Origin of the sequence: Magnetovibrio sp. PR-2 (assembly GCF_036689815.1) — a bacterium.
Classification (GTDB): Bacteria; Pseudomonadota; Alphaproteobacteria; order Rhodospirillales; family Magnetovibrionaceae; genus Magnetovibrio.
Genome location: NZ_JBAHUR010000007.1, coordinates 165,236 through 184,597 on the forward strand (window position 1 = coordinate 165,236; position 19,362 = coordinate 184,597).

A 19,362-nucleotide genomic window follows, 5' to 3' on the forward strand; every position below is an offset into this window, starting at 1 on the left:
AAGCAATAGGGGGATTTATAGAAAAAGGTTGCGGCACAAAGGGCAATTTAAGAGAACGTAAACTCAACAGGTGTTGAAATAGACCTAGACGACGTTGCTTTGGCAGTGATAAAGTTCAGTATTATGGCTCGAAAAACAGACTCAACTACAATGAGGTTTTTCATGGGACAGGGTACGCCCCGTCCTGAGTACGATTATGTGCGTTCGCGCAACGATCAGAAAAAAATAAACAATATTAATAAGATGCTGCGGGAAAGTCGTAGCTCTGCAGTTCTAGATGGCGAGGAAGCCTTCGACGAATTACGCGAAAAATATGCGGCCCTAACGAGTGTGCCCAGTTTGAAATAACCTTTTTGTCGCCTTATTATATTCAGCCATATGCCAAATTTTTCTATTTCTGAATTCGCTCAGGATCAAATTGACGCCATTGCTCTGAATATTTTCTCAAACAATCCCGGCGCAGTAGATCCCTTTCTTATCGAATTTAAAGCAGCTTTTGCCTTGCGAGCGGGGATGCCGCGTATGGGGCCGGTGCGCCCCGAGCTGGATGGTGCCCCACGCGCCTTGTTGTATGAAACTTATGTCGCGCTGTATGATATTTATACAGATCCTGACGACGGTGGTGAAGGCATCGAGATCGTCGCAGTGTTCGATCAAAGAGAAGATATTGAAGGCAAATTTAGCCGCTGAGATTGCTCTGGTTGTGTGTACCCTTACCGCCGCAAAGCTTTAAAAAAAACTAATGTGTTAAGCCCACGCGCGACGGTGGAATATACCCACGTGAATTTCGGTTCAGACATGCAGTTGAAACTGAAAGAACTGTGTGATCGCCTGGACAAGCGCGGTGTTCGCTTTATGGTTTCCAATACGGCTTGTCTACCTTTTCGAAAATGCACAGCACCGCTATCCGGAATCGCACGTGGTTCTTGTCGTCGATGGAACGGGCTGGCGTGACGGAGCCATCGCGTGGTTGCGCCAAAAGGCAGCTTACCATGCCCAAAGCAAAAGCATGACGGACAGCAAAGTGATTGAGGTCATGAATTATCAAGACTTTAAAACGTGGGCCCTGCGCTTTGCAGACTAAAGGTCAGCGCCCCGACCCCGTATTCGCCGGAACGTCCGACAGCAACACTTCATCGTCGCAAATGATCGTCCGCGCGCGGCCGGATTTTTTGGCTTGATACATGCGTCCGTCGGCTTTTTCAAGCCCATAGAAGGCTTTAGCTCACCCATTTATCGCGCAGCCACGCCCTTTATAGAGGAAAGAATATTTTCTTGATTGAGGGCTCAAAATAGGTATATATTCTATAATCTGTACAAAATTAGGATTTATCAATGATGGCAAACTCACTCAACACTTCGTTCCAGCCGATCCTCCCCCAGCCATTCCTCAAATGGCCGGGCGGAAAACGGCGGTTGGTCAGCCAAATCCGTGCCGCAATGCCCGACGAATTTGGCACGTACTTCGAACCCTTTATCGGCGGTGGGGCGGTTTTTTTCGACCATGTGCCGCCGGGTGCCTTTATTTCGGACTTTAATCCAGAGGTTGCCAACGTCTACAACGTCGTCAAGCACAAGGTGTGGGAGTTGATGTCGGACTTGCGCCGTCATCCTATTGATAAAAAATATTACTACCGTCTGCGCAATGCAGACCGAAGTCCTGACTTTCAGCAGTGGGACGCTGTCAAACGGGCCAGCCGTTTTATTTACCTCAACAAAACCACGTTCAATGGGCATGTGCGGGTGAACAGCCGGGGATTTGCCAACAATGCTTTTGGCCATCCTCAACCGAAATCATTATTCGACGCAGACAACCTGTTGGCGTGCCACCACGCTTTACGTCAAACGCGGATTTGGCAGGGGTGTTTCACGATGGTCGAAAACTTGCCCAAAGGCGGCGACTTCGTCTATTTCGACCCGCCATATGTGCCCAAAACCAACGCGTTAAGCCCTCGCGCGGCGGTGGAATATACCCACGTGAATTTCGGCTCAGACATGCAATTGAAACTGAAAGAACTGTGTGACCGCCTGGACAAGCGCGGTGTTCGTTTTATGGTTTCCAATACGGCTTGTCCCTTTATCGACGAGTTGTATGGTAACTATCGCGTGCAACGGGTTAATATTCGTCACGTGTTCAGCGCTAAGGGCTCTCAGCGCAACATGACGCAAGAAGCCCTCGTGACCAATTATTAAGGCTTGAGCATTGAAATACCGTTTTTCCGTTTGGGTTGGCTTGCTGGTTTGCGCACTGGTTTGTTTTGTCGAGCCGGTCCTGGGCAAAGATGTCAAACCGCATGCGGACGCGAACACGACGGGGGCGGTCTTTGAACAACGCATCGAAGATTTGCTTGTCTCTTATGATTTTCACGTTGTGCCCTATGTGTCTTGGCGCGACACCAATGACAAAAGCCAGTTTGGCAAACGGCTTTTGTTGACAAACGCGCCCTACACCAACATTTACGGCGGGCAGGGACGTTCGGAATTTCTCGTGTTGGCGGACGGTAAGCTGACAGGGGCCATCCGCATCGAAGCCAAATGGAAACAAAGCCCCGGGTCTACGGATGAACGGCTTGTCTACCTTTTCGAAAATGCACAGCACCGCTATCCGGAATCACATGTGGTTCTTGTCGTTGATGGAACGGGCTGGCGTGACGGAGCCATCGCGTGGCTGCGCCAAAAGGCCGCTTATCATGCCCAAAGCAAAAGCATGACGGACAGCAAAGTGATTGAGGTCATGAATTTTCAAGAATTCAAAACGTGGGCCCGGCACTTTGCAGACTAAAGGTCAGCGCCCCGACCCCGTATTCGCCGGAACGTCGGACAGCAACACTTCATCGTCACAAATAATCGCCCGCGCGCGGCCGGATTTTTTGGCTTGATACATGCGCCCGTCGGCTTTTTCGACCAGTTCGGGCCAGTCGTCGATGTCGTCGGAGATGCGCTCTGCCACGCCGATGCTGGCCGTCAGCGGTTTGCCGTCGGGGCGGGGGCCGAACCAGTCTTTGAGGACCCGTTCCAAGATCAACTTGATGCCGTCCATGTCCGTGTTGGGCAGGACGGCGACCATTTCTTCGCCACCCCAGCGCACAATAACGTCGGATCGTCGTAGGTAGTCGTGGAGCATATGGGCGGTGTGTTTCAACGCCGCGTCGCCGGCTTCGTGGCCGTAGTTGTCGTTGATGGATTTGAAGTGATCCAGATCGATAAAAACGACCGAAAATGGTGTGTTGTGCAGGGTTGAGATGCGGAAGTAGAGATCGATGATCTCCGCGCCTGTGCGTCGTGTAAGCAGGTCGGTGAGCGGGTCTTTGGACGCCCGGTGTACCAACGAGATCATGGAATGCAGCTGGCTCATGCCCGCCATCAGATAGATGCCCAAGATTAGCACCAAAATCCACACGGTGGCCAAGCTTTCCGTCACCGTGCCCGTTCCCGCCCATTGCGGCGTGATGACGGTCATCAAAATAACCGGCAGCGCAAACAGCACGGCTTCCAGTGCGGTCAGCGGAAAAATCGAAAGACCGGCGATGATGATGTAGGGCAGCATGGTGTAGACGGTGGTGATCAGCGTGCCCAACGTGCTCAGTTCTTCGCCTTGGAACAGGACGTGCGACGCCACGTAAAAGATCGGCGGGTTGAACATCAACAGCACCAACATGACAAAGCCGATGGACAGGTGTTTTTCAAAATTCCACGGCAAGATCAAGCCGATAAACACCAAGGTCGAAATCACCCGCATGATGGCCAGCGTCACCCAGGTGTCGTGCTCAAAGGCAATGTAATCGAGCCCGATCCAGGCAAAGGTCAGCAAAGAGAATGCGGCCGCGACGACGCGCACGCGCTCGATCATGATTCCGGCGCGGTGGCGATCGACGTAGTGAGAATGGTTGCCCGCGTGGATCAACTGATCCAAATCTTCGCGCGACAGGCTAAAGACCTTTAAAGGATTTTTCAAAAAGCGCACAAAGTCTTCGATCACAGTTTACATCCCTCTGCCCACATCGCTCATTGCGGCGTCTCTGGTCGATCATCTTATTGTATGACAACAGTGCCACTATCAGACATATTGAGGCCCAGGTCTAGCTCTGTCCGTGGGGATAAGTGTTTCTAAAATGGTTCTAAAGTCGGCCAGCCGCCGAGATCGGCCCAAAGCCTTGGGGTTGGGCGAGCAGGGCGAAACCTGGGTTTTGGGCTTCGCCTTCTGGCAATTCAAAACGCAATTCCACGGCCGTTCCGTCCCAGGTGTCCACCTGGTCCAAGGTTTCGATGGAGTTGGTGTAGGTGATGGTACGGCCCCGGTTTTCGCCCGACGGGATGTCTTGGGTGTGGCTGTCGTGATAGCGGATCAGCCATAGGGTCTGCGCCTCTGCACTTTTGCCCAAATCGGGCATACGGGCAACCAAAACGCCGTCTTGGGCTTGCAATTCGATCCCAACCACCGCGGAAGAGGACATATATTTTAGCGCGTCGGAGCGGTTCGAGCCGACAAACCCATGCTCGCCGTTCACCACCATCTGGGGGGTGTAGATTTGGCGCGACTTCATGAAGGCGGCGTAGGCGCGTTGGCGCTCGGTACAGAACTTACGGCTCAGCGTGTCGCGCCAGTTCAAATGATCCCAATAGGTCACGTGACAGCTGAACGCGATCACGTTGGGGTTTTGCGCAAGCTTGCCCAACAGCTTGTCCGCAGGCGGGCAGCTAGAACAGCTTTGTGAAGTGAACAGCTCCACGACCACGGGTGCCGGGGTCGTGAGATCTGTCTCGGCTTGCGCTGAGGAGAGCGAAAACGCGGCGAAAACGCCGAAAATCAGGTGTAAAGGTCTCATGGTCTTCATATTCGCCCCAATCTTGAGATAAGTTACATCCGGTTGATCCTTTAGGGGCGTAGAACAGATTTTTTTGACCCAGTGAAATCAAGCATGCATCATAGGTGAAGATTAGAGGATTCGGATTCAATGACATCTAGTGTGAGCGCATCACTGCCAGAGTGGCCTGCTAAAAAACCAGATTTTGAAAGTCCTCCTGTAAGCGAGGTTGCAATTTCTGTGCAATTTGAGCCAATTCAAGGCTTGAACCCCTTTCACATTGGCCGACTTTGGGAAGAAAGTTATCGCAAACAGTACCCGAGTGCTGAGCAAAAAGCTCCACTTCCCTATGTAATTGAAAAGTTTGGCAAGCCCGAGAAGGGGGAAACAGGAATATCAATTCTGCAAGGTGTTCCCCCAGTTCGACACTGGTTTTATAACAAAAAGGGCACTGAATTAATTCAAATTCAAAATGATAAATTTGTATTTAATTGGAGACAGACAAAAAAACGCGAAAAATACCCTAGGTACGAAGATGTCATCAAAAAGTATAAACGCCATTTAAAGAAGTTTATTGCATTCTTAAAAGCCAATGAAATCGGTGAGCTTGTGCCCAATCAATGTGAAGTCACATATGTTAATGCGGTTGGACGGGAAACTGGTGCCAGTAGCCATGCCAAAGTAGCAGACTTTATCGCCCCTTGGTCAGGGAGGACGTCTGACGACTTCCTCGGCCAGCCAGAAGAAGTGGACATTCGCACGTCCTACTTGATGTGTGGGGAAGATCAGGTGCCCCTTGGACGTTTGCACATTTCGTTAGAACCTAGGTCGTTGGTGGAGACGGATGAGCCGTACTATAGATTTGTGTTATCGGCTCGGGGGGCACCGTTGGAGCCAACGATCAAGGCCGTTGGTGACTTTTCGGACTTTGCTCGCCAGTATGTGATTCGAGCGTTTGCTTCGTTTACTTCTAAAAAAGCGCACAAGGTATGGAGGCGTATAGATGACACATGAGTTAGTGCATCCCATGAATATGTCTTATGTCAAGAATGACGCGTCTTGGGATGAAGAAGAGGATGATGATGTCTTCCCCGCCAATGCGGTCGTTAAGTTGTTTTTGAGGCAGGAACAAGAACTTGAAAAAGTGAAGCAGGAACTCCGTCGGCTGCAGCAGCAAATTGAAAACAAGTCTGCGGTTCAAGACACTTCACGGTCTTTTCCGATTATTCCCATAGAAGATGCTATGAAATTGGTGCTTGCGTTTCAGAAGAAACATAAGGGTAAATCGTTCTTGCCTACCCAGCTTTCTGAAGAATTGAAGATTGATATTGTTTGTGTCATGGATGCTCAGGACGCCCTCGTCAAAGAAGGTGCGCTTCGAGACTTGTGCAATGACTAAGAGGCCCAAAAAGTCTAACTTTTTTGATGAGATCGACAATGTCCGTAACATAAAATGTTACGGCGCAGTGGTCATGTGCGACCATTATAACCATAAATTGGTTTTGCCCGGCGAAATTCCAATAGGTGAACAAAGCGGACAAAGATTAACGTGCTATGGGGCCCACGACGATGCTCCGGGTGTCTCAATTCGTACGATGCGCAAAACTACATGTTAGCTCTTGTTGGCATTTAGAGCACCTGCGCTTGACTATTTCAGGCACTGGTGTAGGAACACCCAACTGATTTTCATCACTCCATATGTAGGGAGGCATACATGGCACGTGCATTGGTTTTTCCGGGGCAAGGTTCACAAGCTGTCGGCATGGGTAAAGAGCTCTATGACGCTTTTCCCGCCGCGAAGGCTGTTTTTGACGAAGTGGATGACGCGTTGGGCGAAAAGCTGTCCGACACCATCTTTAACGGTCCCGAAGACCAATTGGTGCTGACCGCCAACACCCAGCCCGCCTTGATGGCTGTGTCCTTGGCGACGTTTGCCGTTTTGAAAGACAAAGGCTTCGATCTGGCGACACAGGCCGCTTATGTGGCTGGGCATTCCTTGGGTGAGTATTCGGCCCTGGCTGCTGCGGGCACGTTCTCTGTCGGTGACGCGGCGAAACTGCTGCGCACCCGTGGTGCTGCGATGCAGGCTGCCGTTCCGGTGGGCGAGGGGGCCATGGCCGCCCTGTTGGGCCTGGATTGGGACACGGCTGCCGCCGCTGCTGCTGAGGCTGCCACCGACACCGAAGTCTGCCAATGCGCCAACGACAACGCCGACGGTCAAGTCGTGATCTCCGGCTCCAAGGCTGCGGTTGAACGCGCAGCTGTTATCGCCAAGGAAAAAGGTGCTAAGCGCGCCGTGATGCTGCCCGTCAGCGCCCCGTTCCACTGTTCTTTGATGCAGCCCGCAGCGGATGCGATGGAAGAAGCGCTGTCCAATGCGACCATGAACGCGCCTGTCGTTCCGGTCATCGCCAACGTCACCGTTGAGCCCACCACGGACCCGGAAGAAATTAAAAAGCTGTTGGTCCAGCAAGTCACGGGCACTGTGCGCTGGCGCGAAACCATGACCAAGATGGAAAGCTTGGGCGTGGATCAGCTGGTCGAAGTGGGTGCTGGCAAGGTTCTGTCGGGGCTGGTGCGCCGCAACAAAGCGATCGAGGGCTCCAACATCGCCACACCGGACGATATTGAGGCTTTCCTCGGCGCGCTCTAAGCGGCACAATCTTTTCAACGAATTTGATTCTCAAACCATTGGGGGAAATCCATGTTTGATTTGAGCGGTAAAAAAGCCCTGGTCACCGGCGCGTCCGGCGGCATCGGCGGGGCCATTGCCAAAGCTTTGCACGCCCAGGGCGCAGACGTTGCGCTGTCCGGCACACGCGAAGACGCGCTGAAGGCGTTGGCTGACGAACTGGGCGAACGCGCCCACGTCACGCCTGCGCGTTTGGGTGAAGAAGGTGCGGCGGAGCAATTGATCGCAGATGCGACCGAAGCCATGGGCGGCGTCGACATCTTGATCAACAACGCAGGCCTCACGCGTGACACCCTTGCCATGCGCATGAAGGACGAAGACTGGGACATGGTCTTGAACGTGAACCTGAAGTCTGCGTTCCAGCTGTCGCGGGCCTGCTTGAAGGGCATGATGAAGGCGCGCAGCGGGCGCATCATTTCCATCACGTCCATCGTCGGCACCACGGGTAACCCGGGCCAAGCCAACTATTGTGCGTCTAAGGCCGGTTTGGTGGGGATGTCCAAATCCTTAGCCCAAGAAGTCGCCGCGCGCGGCATCACGGTCAACTGTGTCGCCCCCGGTTTTATCGCGACGCCGATGACCGAAGCACTCAATGAGAAGCAAACGCAAGCCATTTTGGGCAACATTCCGTCGGGTGCCATGGGCACAGCGCAAGACATCGCCTCTGCGGTGGTTTATTTGGCCAGTGACGAAGGCAATTACGTCACGGGTCAGACCCTTCACGTCAACGGCGGAATGGCGATGATCTAAGCATACTGATCAGCCTATAAAATCACCTGAAAAACAAAGCCTTTTCGGGTACTGGCAATGGCTGAGAAAGTATGTTACGAAACGGTGCTTCCCGCTTTGGGGAGCCGTGAGTTTAAGACTCCGTGCCGTGCGGATCGGTGGTTGGGGAACAGGAGTGCCCGATCGATGTGCTTGGCAAGGATTCTTTTGTAAATACAACGTTTTATTCGAGGATTTCAGACATGAGTGATGTCGCAGACCGCGTTAAGAAAATTGTGATCGAACACCTTGGCGTGGACGAATCCAAAGTTGCTGAAAACGCAAGCTTCATTGACGACCTGGGCGCAGACAGCCTGGACACCGTTGAATTGGTTATGGCTTTTGAAGAAGAGTTCGGTTGCGAAATCCCTGACGATGCCGCCGAAAAAATCCTGACCATCAAGGATGCTATCGACTTTATCTCCGCGAACACCTAAGTTCGTATGAGAATTTAAAGGCGGGGGAACGTGATCCCAAAAGGGGCGCTGTCCCCCGCCTTTTTCTCACAACTGGGATATCCCCAGCAATGACGTCACAATTGACGAGGTTTTAGTATGCGTCGTGTTGTTGTTACCGGTTTGGGCATGGTTTCGCCGTTGGCTGACGGTGTCGAACACTCTTGGAACAAACTGATCAATGCCCAATCCGGCATTGCCGCCATCGAAAGTTTTGATGTCTCGGATATCCCCGCCAAAATCGCAGGGCAAGTGCCAATGGGTGAAGGCGAGGGCTTGTTCCACGCCGATGACTACATTACGCCCAAAGAGCGCCGCCGCGTAGACGACTTCATTGTCTATGGCATGGCTGCTGCTCAGCAAGCTGTACAAGACAGTGGCTGGAAACCGGAAGAAGACGAAGACCAGTTCCGTACAGGCGTGCTGATCGGGTCTGGTATCGGTGGTTTGCCGGAAATCGCACGTGGTGCCAAAACCGTGGATTGCGAAGAAGGTGGCGGCGTGCGCCGCTTAAGCCCGTTTTTTATCCCGGCCAGCTTGATCAACTTGGTGTCCGGCCAAGTGTCCATCAAATACGGTTTCAAAGGCCCCAACCACGCGGTTGTGACGGCCTGTTCGACGGGTGCCCACGCCATCGGTGACGCGGCACGTTTGATTATGTTGGACGACGCCGACGTGATGGTCGCAGGCGGTGCAGAAGCCGCATGCTGCCGCATCGGCATGGCGGGTTTCTCCCAAGCCAAGGCCCTGTGCACCAGCTACAACGACGACCCCACCGCTGGTTCGCGTCCGTGGGACAAAGACCGTGACGGCTTCGTCATGGGTGAAGGTGCGGGTGTTGTGGTTCTGGAAGAACTGGAACACGCCAAAGCCCGCGGTGCGAAAATTTATGCGGAAGTCGTGGGTTACGGTTTGACCGGCGATGCGTATCACATTACCGCGCCGACCCCGGACGGCAACGGTGCATTCCGGTGCATGACCGCAGCAATGAAACGCGCGGGCATGAACCCCGAAGACATTGACTACGTCAACGCACACGGCACGTCCACCATGGCCGACGTGATTGAATTGGGCGCGGTCAAAAAAGCGTTCGGTCCGGCTGTCGACAACATTTCCATGTCGTCCACCAAATCGGCCATCGGCCACTTGTTGGGTGCTGCAGGCGCGGTTGAAGCGATCTTCTCGATCCTTGCGGTCAAGAACGGCATTGTTCCGCCGACGCTCAACTTAGACAACCCGGACGAAGGCTGTGACATCGACTTGGTTCCGCACCAAGCCAAAGAACGCAAAGTGCGCGCGGCGCTGTCCAACTCATTTGGGTTTGGCGGCACCAACGCATCTTTGATCGTCAAAGCGTTCGACTAAGACACAGGCTGGGGGCGGGACAGTTGATCAAACGCGTCCTGTCAGCTCTGATTTCTATTGCCTTCGCCGGCTTGATAGCCGGCGGGGGCGCTTTCTTTTATATCCAAAACAAAGCCCAAGCTCCGGGGCTGAGCGATTTTCCGGCAAACATCCGCATCACGCCTGGATTGGGCGTGACTGCCATTTCCGGCCAATTGAAAACCGAAGGCATAATTCAAGACACCTTGGTCTTTCGCGTTTGGGCCCGTTACACCAATGCCCATACCAAGCTGCGTGCCGGTGAATTTGCGATCCCGGCCAAAGCCAGCATCGCTGAAATCTTGGACATCTTGGAAAGTGGCAAGACGGTGGTGCGAAAGCTGACCATTGCCGAAGGCCTGACCGTTACGCAAGCCCTGCTGACTGTTCAAGACGCCAAAGGCCTGACGGGTGGAATTTCGTTGATCCCCGAAGAAGGCTGGATGCTGCCCGAAACCTATCACTATTCCTGGGGCGATAGGCGCGACGACCTGATTGCGCGCATGGCTGACGATATGGGGGATGTGCTGGCTCAACTGTGGGATGAGCGTCCACACGGTTTCATTCTCAAAGACATTAAGTCCATCTTGGTCCTTGCGTCTATTGTTGAAAAAGAAACCGGCGTGGCGGCCGAGCGTCCGATGATCGCAGGCGTGTTTCTGAACCGTTTGAAAAAGGGCATGCGGCTGCAATCGGACCCGACGGTGGTCTATGCGCTCACCGACGGTGGCGGGGCGCTGGGGCGGGCCTTAACGCGCCAGGACTGGAAAGTCGACAGCCCCTATAACACATACAAGATCAAGGGCCTGCCGCCCGCCCCCATCGCCAATCCGGGACGTGCGTCGTTGGCTGCCGTGATCCATCCTGCGGACACGGACGCCTTGTACTTTGTGGCGGATGGGACGGGCGGACACGTGTTTGCGAAGACCCTCAAAGAACACAATCGCAACGTCGCGAAATGGCGCAAAATCAAACGTCAGCGCGCGCCATAATCACGATGTGATTATGGGCACGGATAGGCCTCGCGCAGCGCACTAAAGACCACATCTCCCAGACTGTATTCCAAGGTGCCTGGATTGTTTTCCATGTACTCCATCACGGTGATCACCAGATCTCCACGGGACGTATCAGGTCCGGTGCAGATGACTTGGCGCATCTCTTCGAACGATTGATAGGTCATGACGGTGTCGTGCACAGCGGCGACGGAGCCCACGCACAAGCCCCAATGTACGTCGTCCTGATCCATGGACGAACACCACCCGCGCAAATCCTCGGCCCCGCTGAAGGCATCGGTGGCCACAGCGGGTGTCGCGAACACCAACCCCAGCGCCAAGAGGTAATGCATTGATGTCTTCATTTCACACCTCCTCACCATGCCTCCAGTATAGCACTGATCAGTCCTTTTTGGGCGCACGGCTCATCAGCCATATGCGCAAGGCTGGGGGGAAGATGCTCGTCAGCCAAGTCAAGAATGCCAAGCGCCTTGGGAAGATGATGGAAAGTTTCTTTTTCTCCAACCCGCGCCGGATGATCTTGGCGGCTTTGGGCGCGTCCATCAATAACGGCATGGGGAAATTGTTTCTGGCCGTGATGCGGCTTTTGACGAAGCCTGGGCAAATCACACTGACCGCGATGCCGTCAGGCTTGAGAGCGCCGTGAAGCGCTTCGCCATAGGCTTTGACGGCAACTTTTGTGGCGGAATAGGCGGGTGCGCCCGGAAGGCCCATAAAGCCCGCCAAGGAACTCACCAACGCGATTTGGCCGTGTCCACGGTTCTTCATGGGTTCGATGGCGGGCCATATGGTGTTGAGCACACCACCCACGTTGACGTCGAAAATCAAGCGGGCTTGTTCTTCGCTTTCGCCAAGGCCTCCACTGCCTGCAGACACCCCAGCGTTCGCGATGACCAGGTCAAGCGGGTGCGTCTGATCGACGTGTGCGATCAGCTCCGCCATTTTTTCTCGCTCTGTTACGTCTACCCTATGGGCCATGACGTTTGCGCCTAAGGCTCGGCAATCTTCGGCGACTTGCTCAAGGCGGGCTTTGTCGCGACCCGTGAGTGTGAGGTGAACCCCGTCAGCCGCGTAACTGTTCGCCAACGCTTCGCCGATGCCGCTGCTGGCCCCTGTGATGAGTATGGATTGAGGATGCTTCATGTCCCTATCCTGCACGACTTTGGGGCAAATGATAAGCCCGCCTTGTTGACGGTGCTTGGGGGCTGTATAACAAAATACACTTGAGACAAAGGGGATCGAAGTGAGCATTTCATCCATGACGGGCTTCGCCCGGGCTGAGGGTGCGACGGATTTATGCACCTGGGGCTGGGAAGCCAAAAGCGTCAACGGCAAAGGTTTGGACATACGCTTGCGCTATCCGCGCGGCTTCGATTTCATCGACGCCTCAACGCGGGAGCGTGTGACCAAGCGCTTTAAGCGGGGCAATGTGTCGCTGAATCTCGACATCAATTGGACCAAGTCTCAGGCCACCGTGAGTTTGAACGAGGATGTCTTGGCGCAAGTTCTTGAAGCGGCAACGGCCATCCAAGATAAAGTGCCGAATGCCCAACCGCCTTCCGTTGACGGTATTTTGGCCTTGCGCGGTGTTTTGGAACAATCCGACGACGAATTCAGTGCGGAAGATGCGCAAGCCCTGGAAGTGGATCTGCTCATGGGGCTGGATCAGCTGTTAGATCAACTGTCCGAAGGCCGTGACGCGGAAGGCGCGCGCATGGGCGGCGTTTTGCATGATCAACTGGCCGTGATCGAAAGCTTGAGTGAAGAAGCCGCCAACCTCGCCGCCATGCAACCCGAAGCCATTCGCCAGCGTCTGGTCGATCAGGTGGCACAGTTGGTGGAAGACGTGGATACCCTGGACCCGGATCGTTTGGCCCAAGAAGCGGCCATCGTCATGACCAAGGCGGATGTGCGCGAAGAGTTGGACCGTCTCAGCGCGCATATCGCGGCCGCTCGCGACTTGCTGGCCGAGGACGAGCCCGTCGGTCGGCGTTTGGACTTTTTGTGCCAAGAGTTCAACCGCGAAGCAAACACTTTGTGTTCGAAATCTTCCGACACGGAACTCACCCGCGTTGGCCTTGAATTGAAGGCCGTGATCGAACAGTTTCGCGAACAAGTTCAAAACATCGAATAAACCTTTTATCTATATCATCATATGATAAACTCCGCATATGTGGGGAGCGATTAAAATTCCAATCTATGCACTGGTGTGCATGTATGTGCTTATGACGGATGTTCGTGCAGAGCCTCCGTTCGAGTTGGCGTTTCAAAAGCACAATGCCGTGATGTTGCTGATTGATCCGAAAAGCGGGCGGATCGAGCGGGCGAACGCTGCCGCGGCGCGGTTTTATGGCTATCCGAAGTCCCAGCTCGAGGACATGAGCATCCAAGACATCAACCAGCTTACGGCTCAGCAAGTTGGCGAAGAACGCCAGCTGGCGGCAGAGCAGGGACGGAACTTTTTCATCTTTCGGCACAAGCTTGCGGACGGTGATATCCGTACCGTCGAAGTCCATTCCATGCCGTTGAATTTCGACGGCAAGGTCTTGCTGCATTCCGTGATCCATGACATTTCCAAGCAACGCGCCCTTCAGGACGATTTGTGGCATTACCAAACGCGCTTGGAAGACATGGTGGCGGAACAAACTGAAAAGATCCGCGAAAACAGCAAGACGATTATCCTCATCTTAGCCGCGAGCGGTGCGGGTTTAGCGTTGTTGGTGGTGATGCTGTTTTTGTCCTTGTCCCGTCACAAAGAAGACGCCAAACGCATTCGATCGAACCGGGAACATTATCGGCGTATGGTGAACGGACTGGAATCACATTTTTTGTATGCCCACGATGTTGATGGTGTTTTCACGTATGTCAGCCCCTCAATCACGCCGATTTTGGGCTACAGCCCAGAAGATTTCTTAACCCGTTTTGACACGTATGTTACGGACGCTCCACTTAACGACCGTGTGGCATATCATACGAAGATGAGTATACGCGGTGAGCAACAGCCCGCCTATCAAGTTGAAATTTTGCACAAAAACGGATCCAAACGAACATTGGAAGTTTTGGAACGCCCGGTCTTTGACGAAACGCAAAATGTCATTGCTGTGGAAGGCATCGCTCAAGACATTACCGAACGGCTGCGCATGGAAAGCGAGATGCAACGCGCCTTGGATGCGGCGCGTTATGCCAATCAAGCGAAGTCCGAGTTTTTGGCGAACATGAGCCACGAGCTCCGCACACCATTGAATTCCATCATCGGGTTTTCGGAAATGATGGGCTACGAAATCAAAGGGCCGCTGCCCCCTGAATATCAAGAATATTCATCGCTCATCACCAACAGCGGTCGCTTGTTGCTGGAAACCGTGAACGGTATTTTGGATTTGGCGAAGATTGAGGCCGGCAAGTTCGAACTCTATAAGGACTTGGTCTATATGGGTGAAATCGTTGATGACGTCTTGGATCTGCTTGAGATTCAAGCTCAAGGTCGCGGCATTAAGTTGATCAACGAAACGCAAGAGCTGCATCAGATGGTCATTGATCAGACGCGCATCAAACAGCTTTTGATCAATGTGGTCGGCAATGCCATCAAGTTTACAGAAAAAGGTAGCGTGACAGTGTTCAACCGGTGCAATGCGGGTGGGCACAATTTGGTTATTCGTGACACCGGCATCGGTATGTCTCAAGAACAAATCGAAATTGCACTCAAACCGTTTCGACAAGTTCATGGTTCATCGTTGGCCCGGCGCTACCAGGGTACTGGGCTGGGCCTGTCCTTGAGCCACCAAATCATGGACTTGCACGGTGGTGAGTTGATTGTGTCGAGCACACCTGGTGAGGGGACGGACGTCACCCTGCATTTCCCCCCAGAAGCTGGCGTAGAGCCACTTCACTAGGTCCTGAGCCGAGCTCTTTTTTAACACGCCCTTATGGGAATTGGGTAAAATAGCAGCCGAATCGTTTTACCAGTTCCAGAAGTGAAGAGTTGAAACCTTGAGCGATCCGCAAAATATCAAACGCCGTGGCCTGATGTTGGTGTTATCGTCACCGTCGGGTGCAGGAAAGAGCACGATTTCACGTGCTTTGTTGGAACGCGAGCCCGAACTCACCATGTCGGTGTCTGCAACGACCCGCCCACCACGCCCGGGCGAAGAAGACGGCAAGGATTACTACTTCCTGGACAAAGACAAGTTCCACACCATGGTGGAAAATGACGAGTTTCTCGAACACGCCACTGTTTTCGACAATTCTTACGGTACACCGCGTGGCCCGGTCGAGGCTTCACTCAGCAGTGGTCGTGACGTGCTGTTCGATGTGGACTGGCAGGGCACGCAGCAGCTTCACGGTAGGGCGCGCAACGACTTGGTGCGCATCTTCATTCTGCCGCCGTCCCAAGAAGAGCTGGAACGCCGCCTGCGTACCCGCGCTCAAGACCCCGAAGACGTGATCAAAAAACGCATGTCAAAGGCCGCAGATGAAATGAAGCACTACGAAGAGTACGACTATATTGTCGTCAATGTGGATGTGGAAGAAAGTGTGAGCCAAGTGCAGGCGATCTTGACCGCAGAACGCTTGAAGAAGGATCGTCGCGAAGGGCTCTATGATTTTGTCCGGGAGCTCTGCGGTAAAGGCATGGACACCTGATTTTCCCTGCGTTTGGGCACGAGCGTGTAGGTTCCGTCTTCTTGTTCAGTGACTTCAACGTTTTCGACTTCGGGGTATAACTCCATCTTGGCGACAAGATGGCAGACGTCCTCTTTGGGAACGTCGATACGCGGCCATGGAAATGTCATTATGAACGCCAATTCCCTTTTCCAAGAATGAGTTCCCTCAACACAGATTTTTCAGCGATGGGTATGGCAAAGCTTTTGCGTTTGGCAAAACAATAAAAACGCAAAAGGGGCCTTGCTGGCCGCCAATTCATTTCCATTTTTAACGGAGTATATAAGTATGAATACAGTTGATTCTGCCAATATTCATGCAGCCAAGTGTAGCGTGCGGTTGTGATTTGTTCAGGTGATGAGGCTATAGACTGTCCTTGGTGTTCAGCGCATGGGCCAGTACACCAAACTCTTCCACCCCAAGTTCTTCAGCGCGCGCTGTTTCAAGGATGCCGGTGCTCTTCAGGTTCAGGCCTAATGATTTTAAACTTTGGCGCAGCATTTTGCGCCTTTGACCAAAGGCCGCCGCTGTGACGCTTTCCATAGCTTTCCAATCAACGTCAACCAATGGCTTGTCGCGTGGCGTGAGGGTAACCACCGTTGACTGGATTTTGGGCGGCGGTGTAAAGGCGCGCTTGTCGATGTTGAATTCGAGCCGCACGTGACAGAGCCATTGGCTCATGATCGAAAGTCGCCCATAGGCTTTTGTCCGTGGTTGAGCCGTAATGCGGTCGGCCACTTCGGATTGGAACATCAAAGTCAGGCCTTCAAATGCGTCCGGATCGTCATGGATGCGTTTCAGCCAGCCGATCAACAGCGGTGTGGCGATGTTGTAAGGCAGGTTGGACATGACCCGCCGTGGTGCGGGGGCAAGGGCTTCGAAGTCTTGTTCCAAGGCATCGCCACAGACCACATGGAAACGATCTGGATAGGCTGGTGCGAGGTAGGTATTCAGCGCATCAATGCAGCGCTCATCTCGTTCTATGGCCACCAACTTTTTGGCGCCGGCCGCCAATATTGCGCGGGTCAAACCACCCGGTCCTGGACCCACTTCGATCACAGTTGTGTTTGACAGGTCCCCGGCCGTCCGTGCGATCCGCGATGTCAGGTTTAAATCCAACAAGAAGTTTTGACCCAACTGCTTTTTTGCGGCCAGTTCATGTTCGGCAATGATGTCGCGAAGGGGGGGAAGGGCATCTATGGTCTCTTTGGCCATGTCAGTCCTCCCCAAGCGCGCGGGCGGTGGCCATATCGTCGGCCATCTTCATCGCCGCCATCAAGCTTTCAGGGGAGGCTTTTCCATGCCCCGCAATGTCGAAGGCGGTGCCGTGATCGGGCGAGGTTCGCACAAAGGGGAGGCCGAGTGTGGTGTTGACGCCGCGTTCAAAATCCAGGGTTTTGAGCGGGATCAAGCCTTGGTCGTGGTACATGCACAGCGCGGCATCAAAGGTCGGCAGCGCCTTGGCTGTGAACATGGTGTCGGGCGGGAAGGGGCCCATCGCGTTGATGCCTTGCGCTTGAAGGGTCTTGACGGCTGGAGTGATGATCTCGATTTCTTCACGGCCCATGGCGCCACCTTCGCCCGCATGCGGGTTGAGGCCCGCAACGGCGATGGTGGGGTTCTGAATACCGAAATCGCGTTTTAAAGCATCATGCGTGATGCGCGCCACTTCGCAAATTTTATCGCCATCCAACTGCTGGACCGCCTCCAAAATGGAAACGTGAACCGTTGCCAAGACCACACGTAAATGATCACACGCCAGCATCATCACGGGTGGGGTTGAAAGCCCACCGAGATGGGCCAGAAACTCGGTATGACCGGGGAAGGTGAAGCCCGCATCGTAGAGCGGTTCCTTGGCGATGGGATTGGTGACCACGGCGCTGGCCTCGCCCCTGAGAACCAGCTCAACGGCGCGTTCAATCGATCCGATGGTCATCTTCGCATTTTCGGGGGATGGCGTGCCAAGGACGGGGGGAACGGCCAAGGGGAGGCTGATCACCGGCAAGGCGGTGTCGAAATGCAGTTCGGCCTCCGTCGGTGTCTCAACACGTCGGATGGGGACGTCTAGGTTCAACAGCTTGGCCAGTGAGATGAGCCGTCCCGGGTCATCCAAAACAAAAAAAGGCGCCAGCTTTTGGGAGCTGCGCGCCAGCCAGGCCTTCAAGGTGATCTCGCCCCCGACACCCGCCGGGTCACCCATCGTCACAGCGAGCGGCTGTTTGTTCATAAGCGCACATCCACAAAGGCATCGCGACGCAAATCGCGCAGGGTGCGTTGTGCTGTGACTTCGATGCGTTCGCGTTTGAGACGAAGACGAATGTCTTTGCGGACCTTTTCCATGTTGGCACCTTCGTCGACGCGTTCGCAGACCATCATCACGGCCCAGCCACCGCCCGTTTCGATGGGCTGGGTTTTTTGTCCCGGCTTTAAGTTCGACAAAGCCGTTTTGAAATTCGCAGGAAGGGTGGAAAATTTCATCTCACCAAGAGAGCCCGACATCAGTGATCCTGAACGCACCCCGGCATCGTTCATTTGCTGGCACGTGGTCATCGAGCGGGTCGTCGCACTGAGCTGTGCTTTGATCTGCTGAAGTTGCTGGGGCGGTGTGCCTTTCACGACTGGCACATGGTATTGCGACAGTTTTAACATCGCGTCACGGGTTGAGAGCCCTGGGCTGGCGCGGACCTTTCGCACCATGATTAAGTAATATCCATCGGGCAAACGTACCGGCTTACTTACGCGGCCGGGGGGGATTTCGGGAATTATCTTTTGTAAATCCGGATCTAGGTTGGCGTATTGCACCCACCCCAGATCGCCCGAGAGAGCTGCGGAGGGCGCTTGAGACACGTTACGTGCCAGATCCGAAAAACTGGCACCTTGCTGGAGTTGGAGCATCAGGCGTTGCGCCAAGTCCCGCATTTCGCTATCGGGGCTTTGGGCGTCTACAGGCAGAAAAATTTCCGCCAATAAATACTCGGGCTTTCCGGCACTGTTTTGGATGCGTTGGATTTCGTCCTTGATTTCTTCATCACCGATGGTGATGGAGCGCGAAAGTTTGCGCAGGACGTATTGATTCCACACCAGCTGGGATTCCAGTTTTGTGCGCAAAGAGCTGATGTGAGAGCCGATACTGATGAGATGTTGGGCAAGCTGGTCTGAAGAGATTTTGTTGCGCCCGGCGATCTCGGCGACTGCGGCCTCAATACTGGCTTCAGTGACCTTGATCCCTGCCTTTGCAGCGACTTGCAGCTTTAACTTTTCGTCGATCAATCCACGCAAAACTTGCAGAGCAAGCTTGTTGCGGGCCTGCGCGGTGTTGGGGATTTTCGTGGATTCCAACACCAAGGCAATCCGTGAATTTAAGTCGAGAACGGAAATCGCTTCATCATTGACGACGGCGGCAATCCCTAAACCGCCCTGGGCTGGGGATTGCTGTGGTGTCAAAAACATCACTGAAAACGCCAAAAGGAACACAAAGTGCAAACCAGTACGGAGCCCAAACGGGTTGGAAAGCTCGCCGATTTGTATGCGTCTTATGTACATTTTTACCCTTACTTCGTCTAAGCCGCCGACACAAACAATCATATGAC

At 53.8% G+C, this 19,362-nt stretch carries 22 protein-coding genes; 15 read left to right on the top strand and 7 right to left on the bottom strand.

Annotation, left to right across the window (positions count from 1 at the left end):
• Nucleotides 1-162: 162 nt before the first annotated feature.
• The 5 genes from V5T82_RS10685 (at nucleotide 163) to V5T82_RS10705 (ending at nucleotide 2,782) form a co-directional block, all read left to right on the top strand.
• On the top strand, nucleotides 163-348 hold the full coding sequence (locus V5T82_RS10685) for a hypothetical protein (RefSeq protein WP_332895623.1): 186 nt from the start codon (nucleotides 163-165) through the stop codon (nucleotides 346-348).
• A gap of 30 nt (nucleotides 349-378) precedes the next feature.
• Entirely contained in the window at nucleotides 379-690 is a 312-nt protein-coding gene (locus tag V5T82_RS10690) for a type II toxin-antitoxin system RelE/ParE family toxin (protein WP_332895624.1), read from the top strand.
• Nucleotides 691-844: 154 nt separating this feature from the next.
• The gene (locus V5T82_RS10695) at nucleotides 845-1,084 is read left to right on the top strand and encodes a PD-(D/E)XK nuclease superfamily protein (protein ID WP_332895625.1); all 240 of its coding nucleotides are present in this window, start codon (nucleotides 845-847) and stop codon (nucleotides 1,082-1,084) included.
• A gap of 251 nt (nucleotides 1,085-1,335) precedes the next feature.
• Complete coding sequence (locus V5T82_RS10700; protein WP_332895626.1) at nucleotides 1,336-2,193, top strand: DNA adenine methylase; 858 nt, start codon at nucleotides 1,336-1,338, stop codon at nucleotides 2,191-2,193.
• Between the two features lie 10 nt (nucleotides 2,194-2,203).
• Nucleotides 2,204-2,782 (top strand): PD-(D/E)XK nuclease superfamily protein, encoded by a 579-nt coding sequence (locus V5T82_RS10705; RefSeq protein ID WP_332895627.1) that lies wholly within the window; start codon nucleotides 2,204-2,206, stop codon nucleotides 2,780-2,782.
• 3 nt (nucleotides 2,783-2,785) lie between these two features.
• On the opposite strand, the gene V5T82_RS10710 is transcribed toward V5T82_RS10705, so the two are convergent.
• Both V5T82_RS10710 and V5T82_RS10715 read right to left on the bottom strand, forming a co-directional pair.
• Entirely contained in the window at nucleotides 2,786-3,979 is a 1,194-nt protein-coding gene (locus V5T82_RS10710) for a GGDEF domain-containing protein (RefSeq protein ID WP_332895628.1), read from the bottom strand.
• Nucleotides 3,980-4,118: 139 nt separating this feature from the next.
• Nucleotides 4,119-4,835, bottom strand: coding sequence for a DUF1223 domain-containing protein (locus V5T82_RS10715; protein ID WP_332895629.1), 717 nt, complete (start codon nucleotides 4,833-4,835; stop codon nucleotides 4,119-4,121).
• A 132-nt stretch (nucleotides 4,836-4,967) separates the two neighbouring features.
• Here V5T82_RS10715 and V5T82_RS10720 point away from each other — a divergent pair, with 132 nt between their 5' ends.
• The 7 genes from V5T82_RS10720 (at nucleotide 4,968) to mltG (ending at nucleotide 11,095) form a co-directional block, all read left to right on the top strand.
• A complete protein-coding gene (locus V5T82_RS10720; RefSeq protein WP_332895630.1) occupies nucleotides 4,968-5,819 on the top strand; it encodes a TIGR04255 family protein in 852 nt (283 codons plus the stop codon).
• Entirely contained in the window at nucleotides 5,809-6,204 is a 396-nt protein-coding gene (locus V5T82_RS10725) for a hypothetical protein (RefSeq protein ID WP_332895631.1), read from the top strand. The genes V5T82_RS10720 and V5T82_RS10725 overlap by 11 nt, the downstream gene beginning before the upstream one ends.
• Before the next feature lie 315 nt (nucleotides 6,205-6,519).
• A complete protein-coding gene (gene fabD, locus V5T82_RS10730) occupies nucleotides 6,520-7,458 on the top strand; it encodes an ACP S-malonyltransferase (RefSeq protein ID WP_332895632.1) in 939 nt (312 codons plus the stop codon).
• Nucleotides 7,459-7,509: 51 nt separating this feature from the next.
• A complete protein-coding gene (gene fabG, locus V5T82_RS10735; RefSeq protein WP_332895633.1) occupies nucleotides 7,510-8,247 on the top strand; it encodes a 3-oxoacyl-[acyl-carrier-protein] reductase in 738 nt (245 codons plus the stop codon).
• 221 nt (nucleotides 8,248-8,468) lie between these two features.
• Entirely contained in the window at nucleotides 8,469-8,702 is a 234-nt protein-coding gene (locus tag V5T82_RS10740) for an acyl carrier protein (RefSeq protein WP_332895634.1), read from the top strand.
• Nucleotides 8,703-8,819: 117 nt separating this feature from the next.
• A complete protein-coding gene (gene fabF / locus V5T82_RS10745) occupies nucleotides 8,820-10,085 on the top strand; it encodes a beta-ketoacyl-ACP synthase II (RefSeq protein WP_332895635.1) in 1,266 nt (421 codons plus the stop codon).
• Between the two features lie 23 nt (nucleotides 10,086-10,108).
• A complete protein-coding gene (gene mltG, locus V5T82_RS10750; RefSeq protein ID WP_332895636.1) occupies nucleotides 10,109-11,095 on the top strand; it encodes an endolytic transglycosylase MltG in 987 nt (328 codons plus the stop codon).
• Nucleotides 11,096-11,106: 11 nt separating this feature from the next.
• On the opposite strand, the gene V5T82_RS10755 is transcribed toward mltG, so the two are convergent.
• Together V5T82_RS10755 and V5T82_RS10760 are read right to left on the bottom strand one after the other, a co-directional pair.
• Entirely contained in the window at nucleotides 11,107-11,460 is a 354-nt protein-coding gene (locus V5T82_RS10755; protein ID WP_332895637.1) for a Rap1a/Tai family immunity protein, read from the bottom strand.
• A 37-nt stretch (nucleotides 11,461-11,497) separates the two neighbouring features.
• Complete coding sequence (locus tag V5T82_RS10760; RefSeq protein WP_332895638.1) at nucleotides 11,498-12,259, bottom strand: SDR family NAD(P)-dependent oxidoreductase; 762 nt, start codon at nucleotides 12,257-12,259, stop codon at nucleotides 11,498-11,500.
• Between the two features lie 100 nt (nucleotides 12,260-12,359).
• Between V5T82_RS10760 and V5T82_RS10765 the strand changes: the two genes are divergently transcribed.
• From V5T82_RS10765 to gmk, 3 genes are all read left to right on the top strand, one after another.
• The gene (locus V5T82_RS10765) at nucleotides 12,360-13,250 is read left to right on the top strand and encodes a YicC/YloC family endoribonuclease (protein WP_332895639.1); all 891 of its coding nucleotides are present in this window, start codon (nucleotides 12,360-12,362) and stop codon (nucleotides 13,248-13,250) included.
• Nucleotides 13,251-13,341: 91 nt separating this feature from the next.
• Complete coding sequence (locus tag V5T82_RS10770; protein ID WP_332895640.1) at nucleotides 13,342-15,006, top strand: PAS domain-containing sensor histidine kinase; 1,665 nt, start codon at nucleotides 13,342-13,344, stop codon at nucleotides 15,004-15,006.
• Between the two features lie 133 nt (nucleotides 15,007-15,139).
• Nucleotides 15,140-15,754: a guanylate kinase gene (gene gmk, locus V5T82_RS10775; protein ID WP_332895661.1), complete on the top strand. Its 615-nt coding sequence runs from the start codon at nucleotides 15,140-15,142 to the stop codon at nucleotides 15,752-15,754.
• 381 nt (nucleotides 15,755-16,135) lie between these two features.
• Here the strand turns inward: gmk and rsmA are convergent, their stop codons facing one another.
• The 3 genes from rsmA to V5T82_RS10790 are packed head-to-tail and all read right to left on the bottom strand — an operon-like array spanning nucleotide 16,136 to nucleotide 19,357.
• Entirely contained in the window at nucleotides 16,136-16,987 is an 852-nt protein-coding gene (rsmA, locus tag V5T82_RS10780; protein ID WP_332895641.1) for a 16S rRNA (adenine(1518)-N(6)/adenine(1519)-N(6))-dimethyltransferase RsmA, read from the bottom strand.
• A 1-nt stretch (nucleotide 16,988) separates the two neighbouring features.
• Complete coding sequence (gene pdxA, locus V5T82_RS10785) at nucleotides 16,989-17,999, bottom strand: 4-hydroxythreonine-4-phosphate dehydrogenase PdxA (protein WP_332895642.1); 1,011 nt, start codon at nucleotides 17,997-17,999, stop codon at nucleotides 16,989-16,991.
• Nucleotides 17,996-19,357 (bottom strand): peptidylprolyl isomerase, encoded by a 1,362-nt coding sequence (locus tag V5T82_RS10790; RefSeq protein WP_332895643.1) that lies wholly within the window; start codon nucleotides 19,355-19,357, stop codon nucleotides 17,996-17,998. The genes pdxA and V5T82_RS10790 overlap by 4 nt, the downstream gene beginning before the upstream one ends.
• Nucleotides 19,358-19,362: the final 5 nt, after the last annotated feature.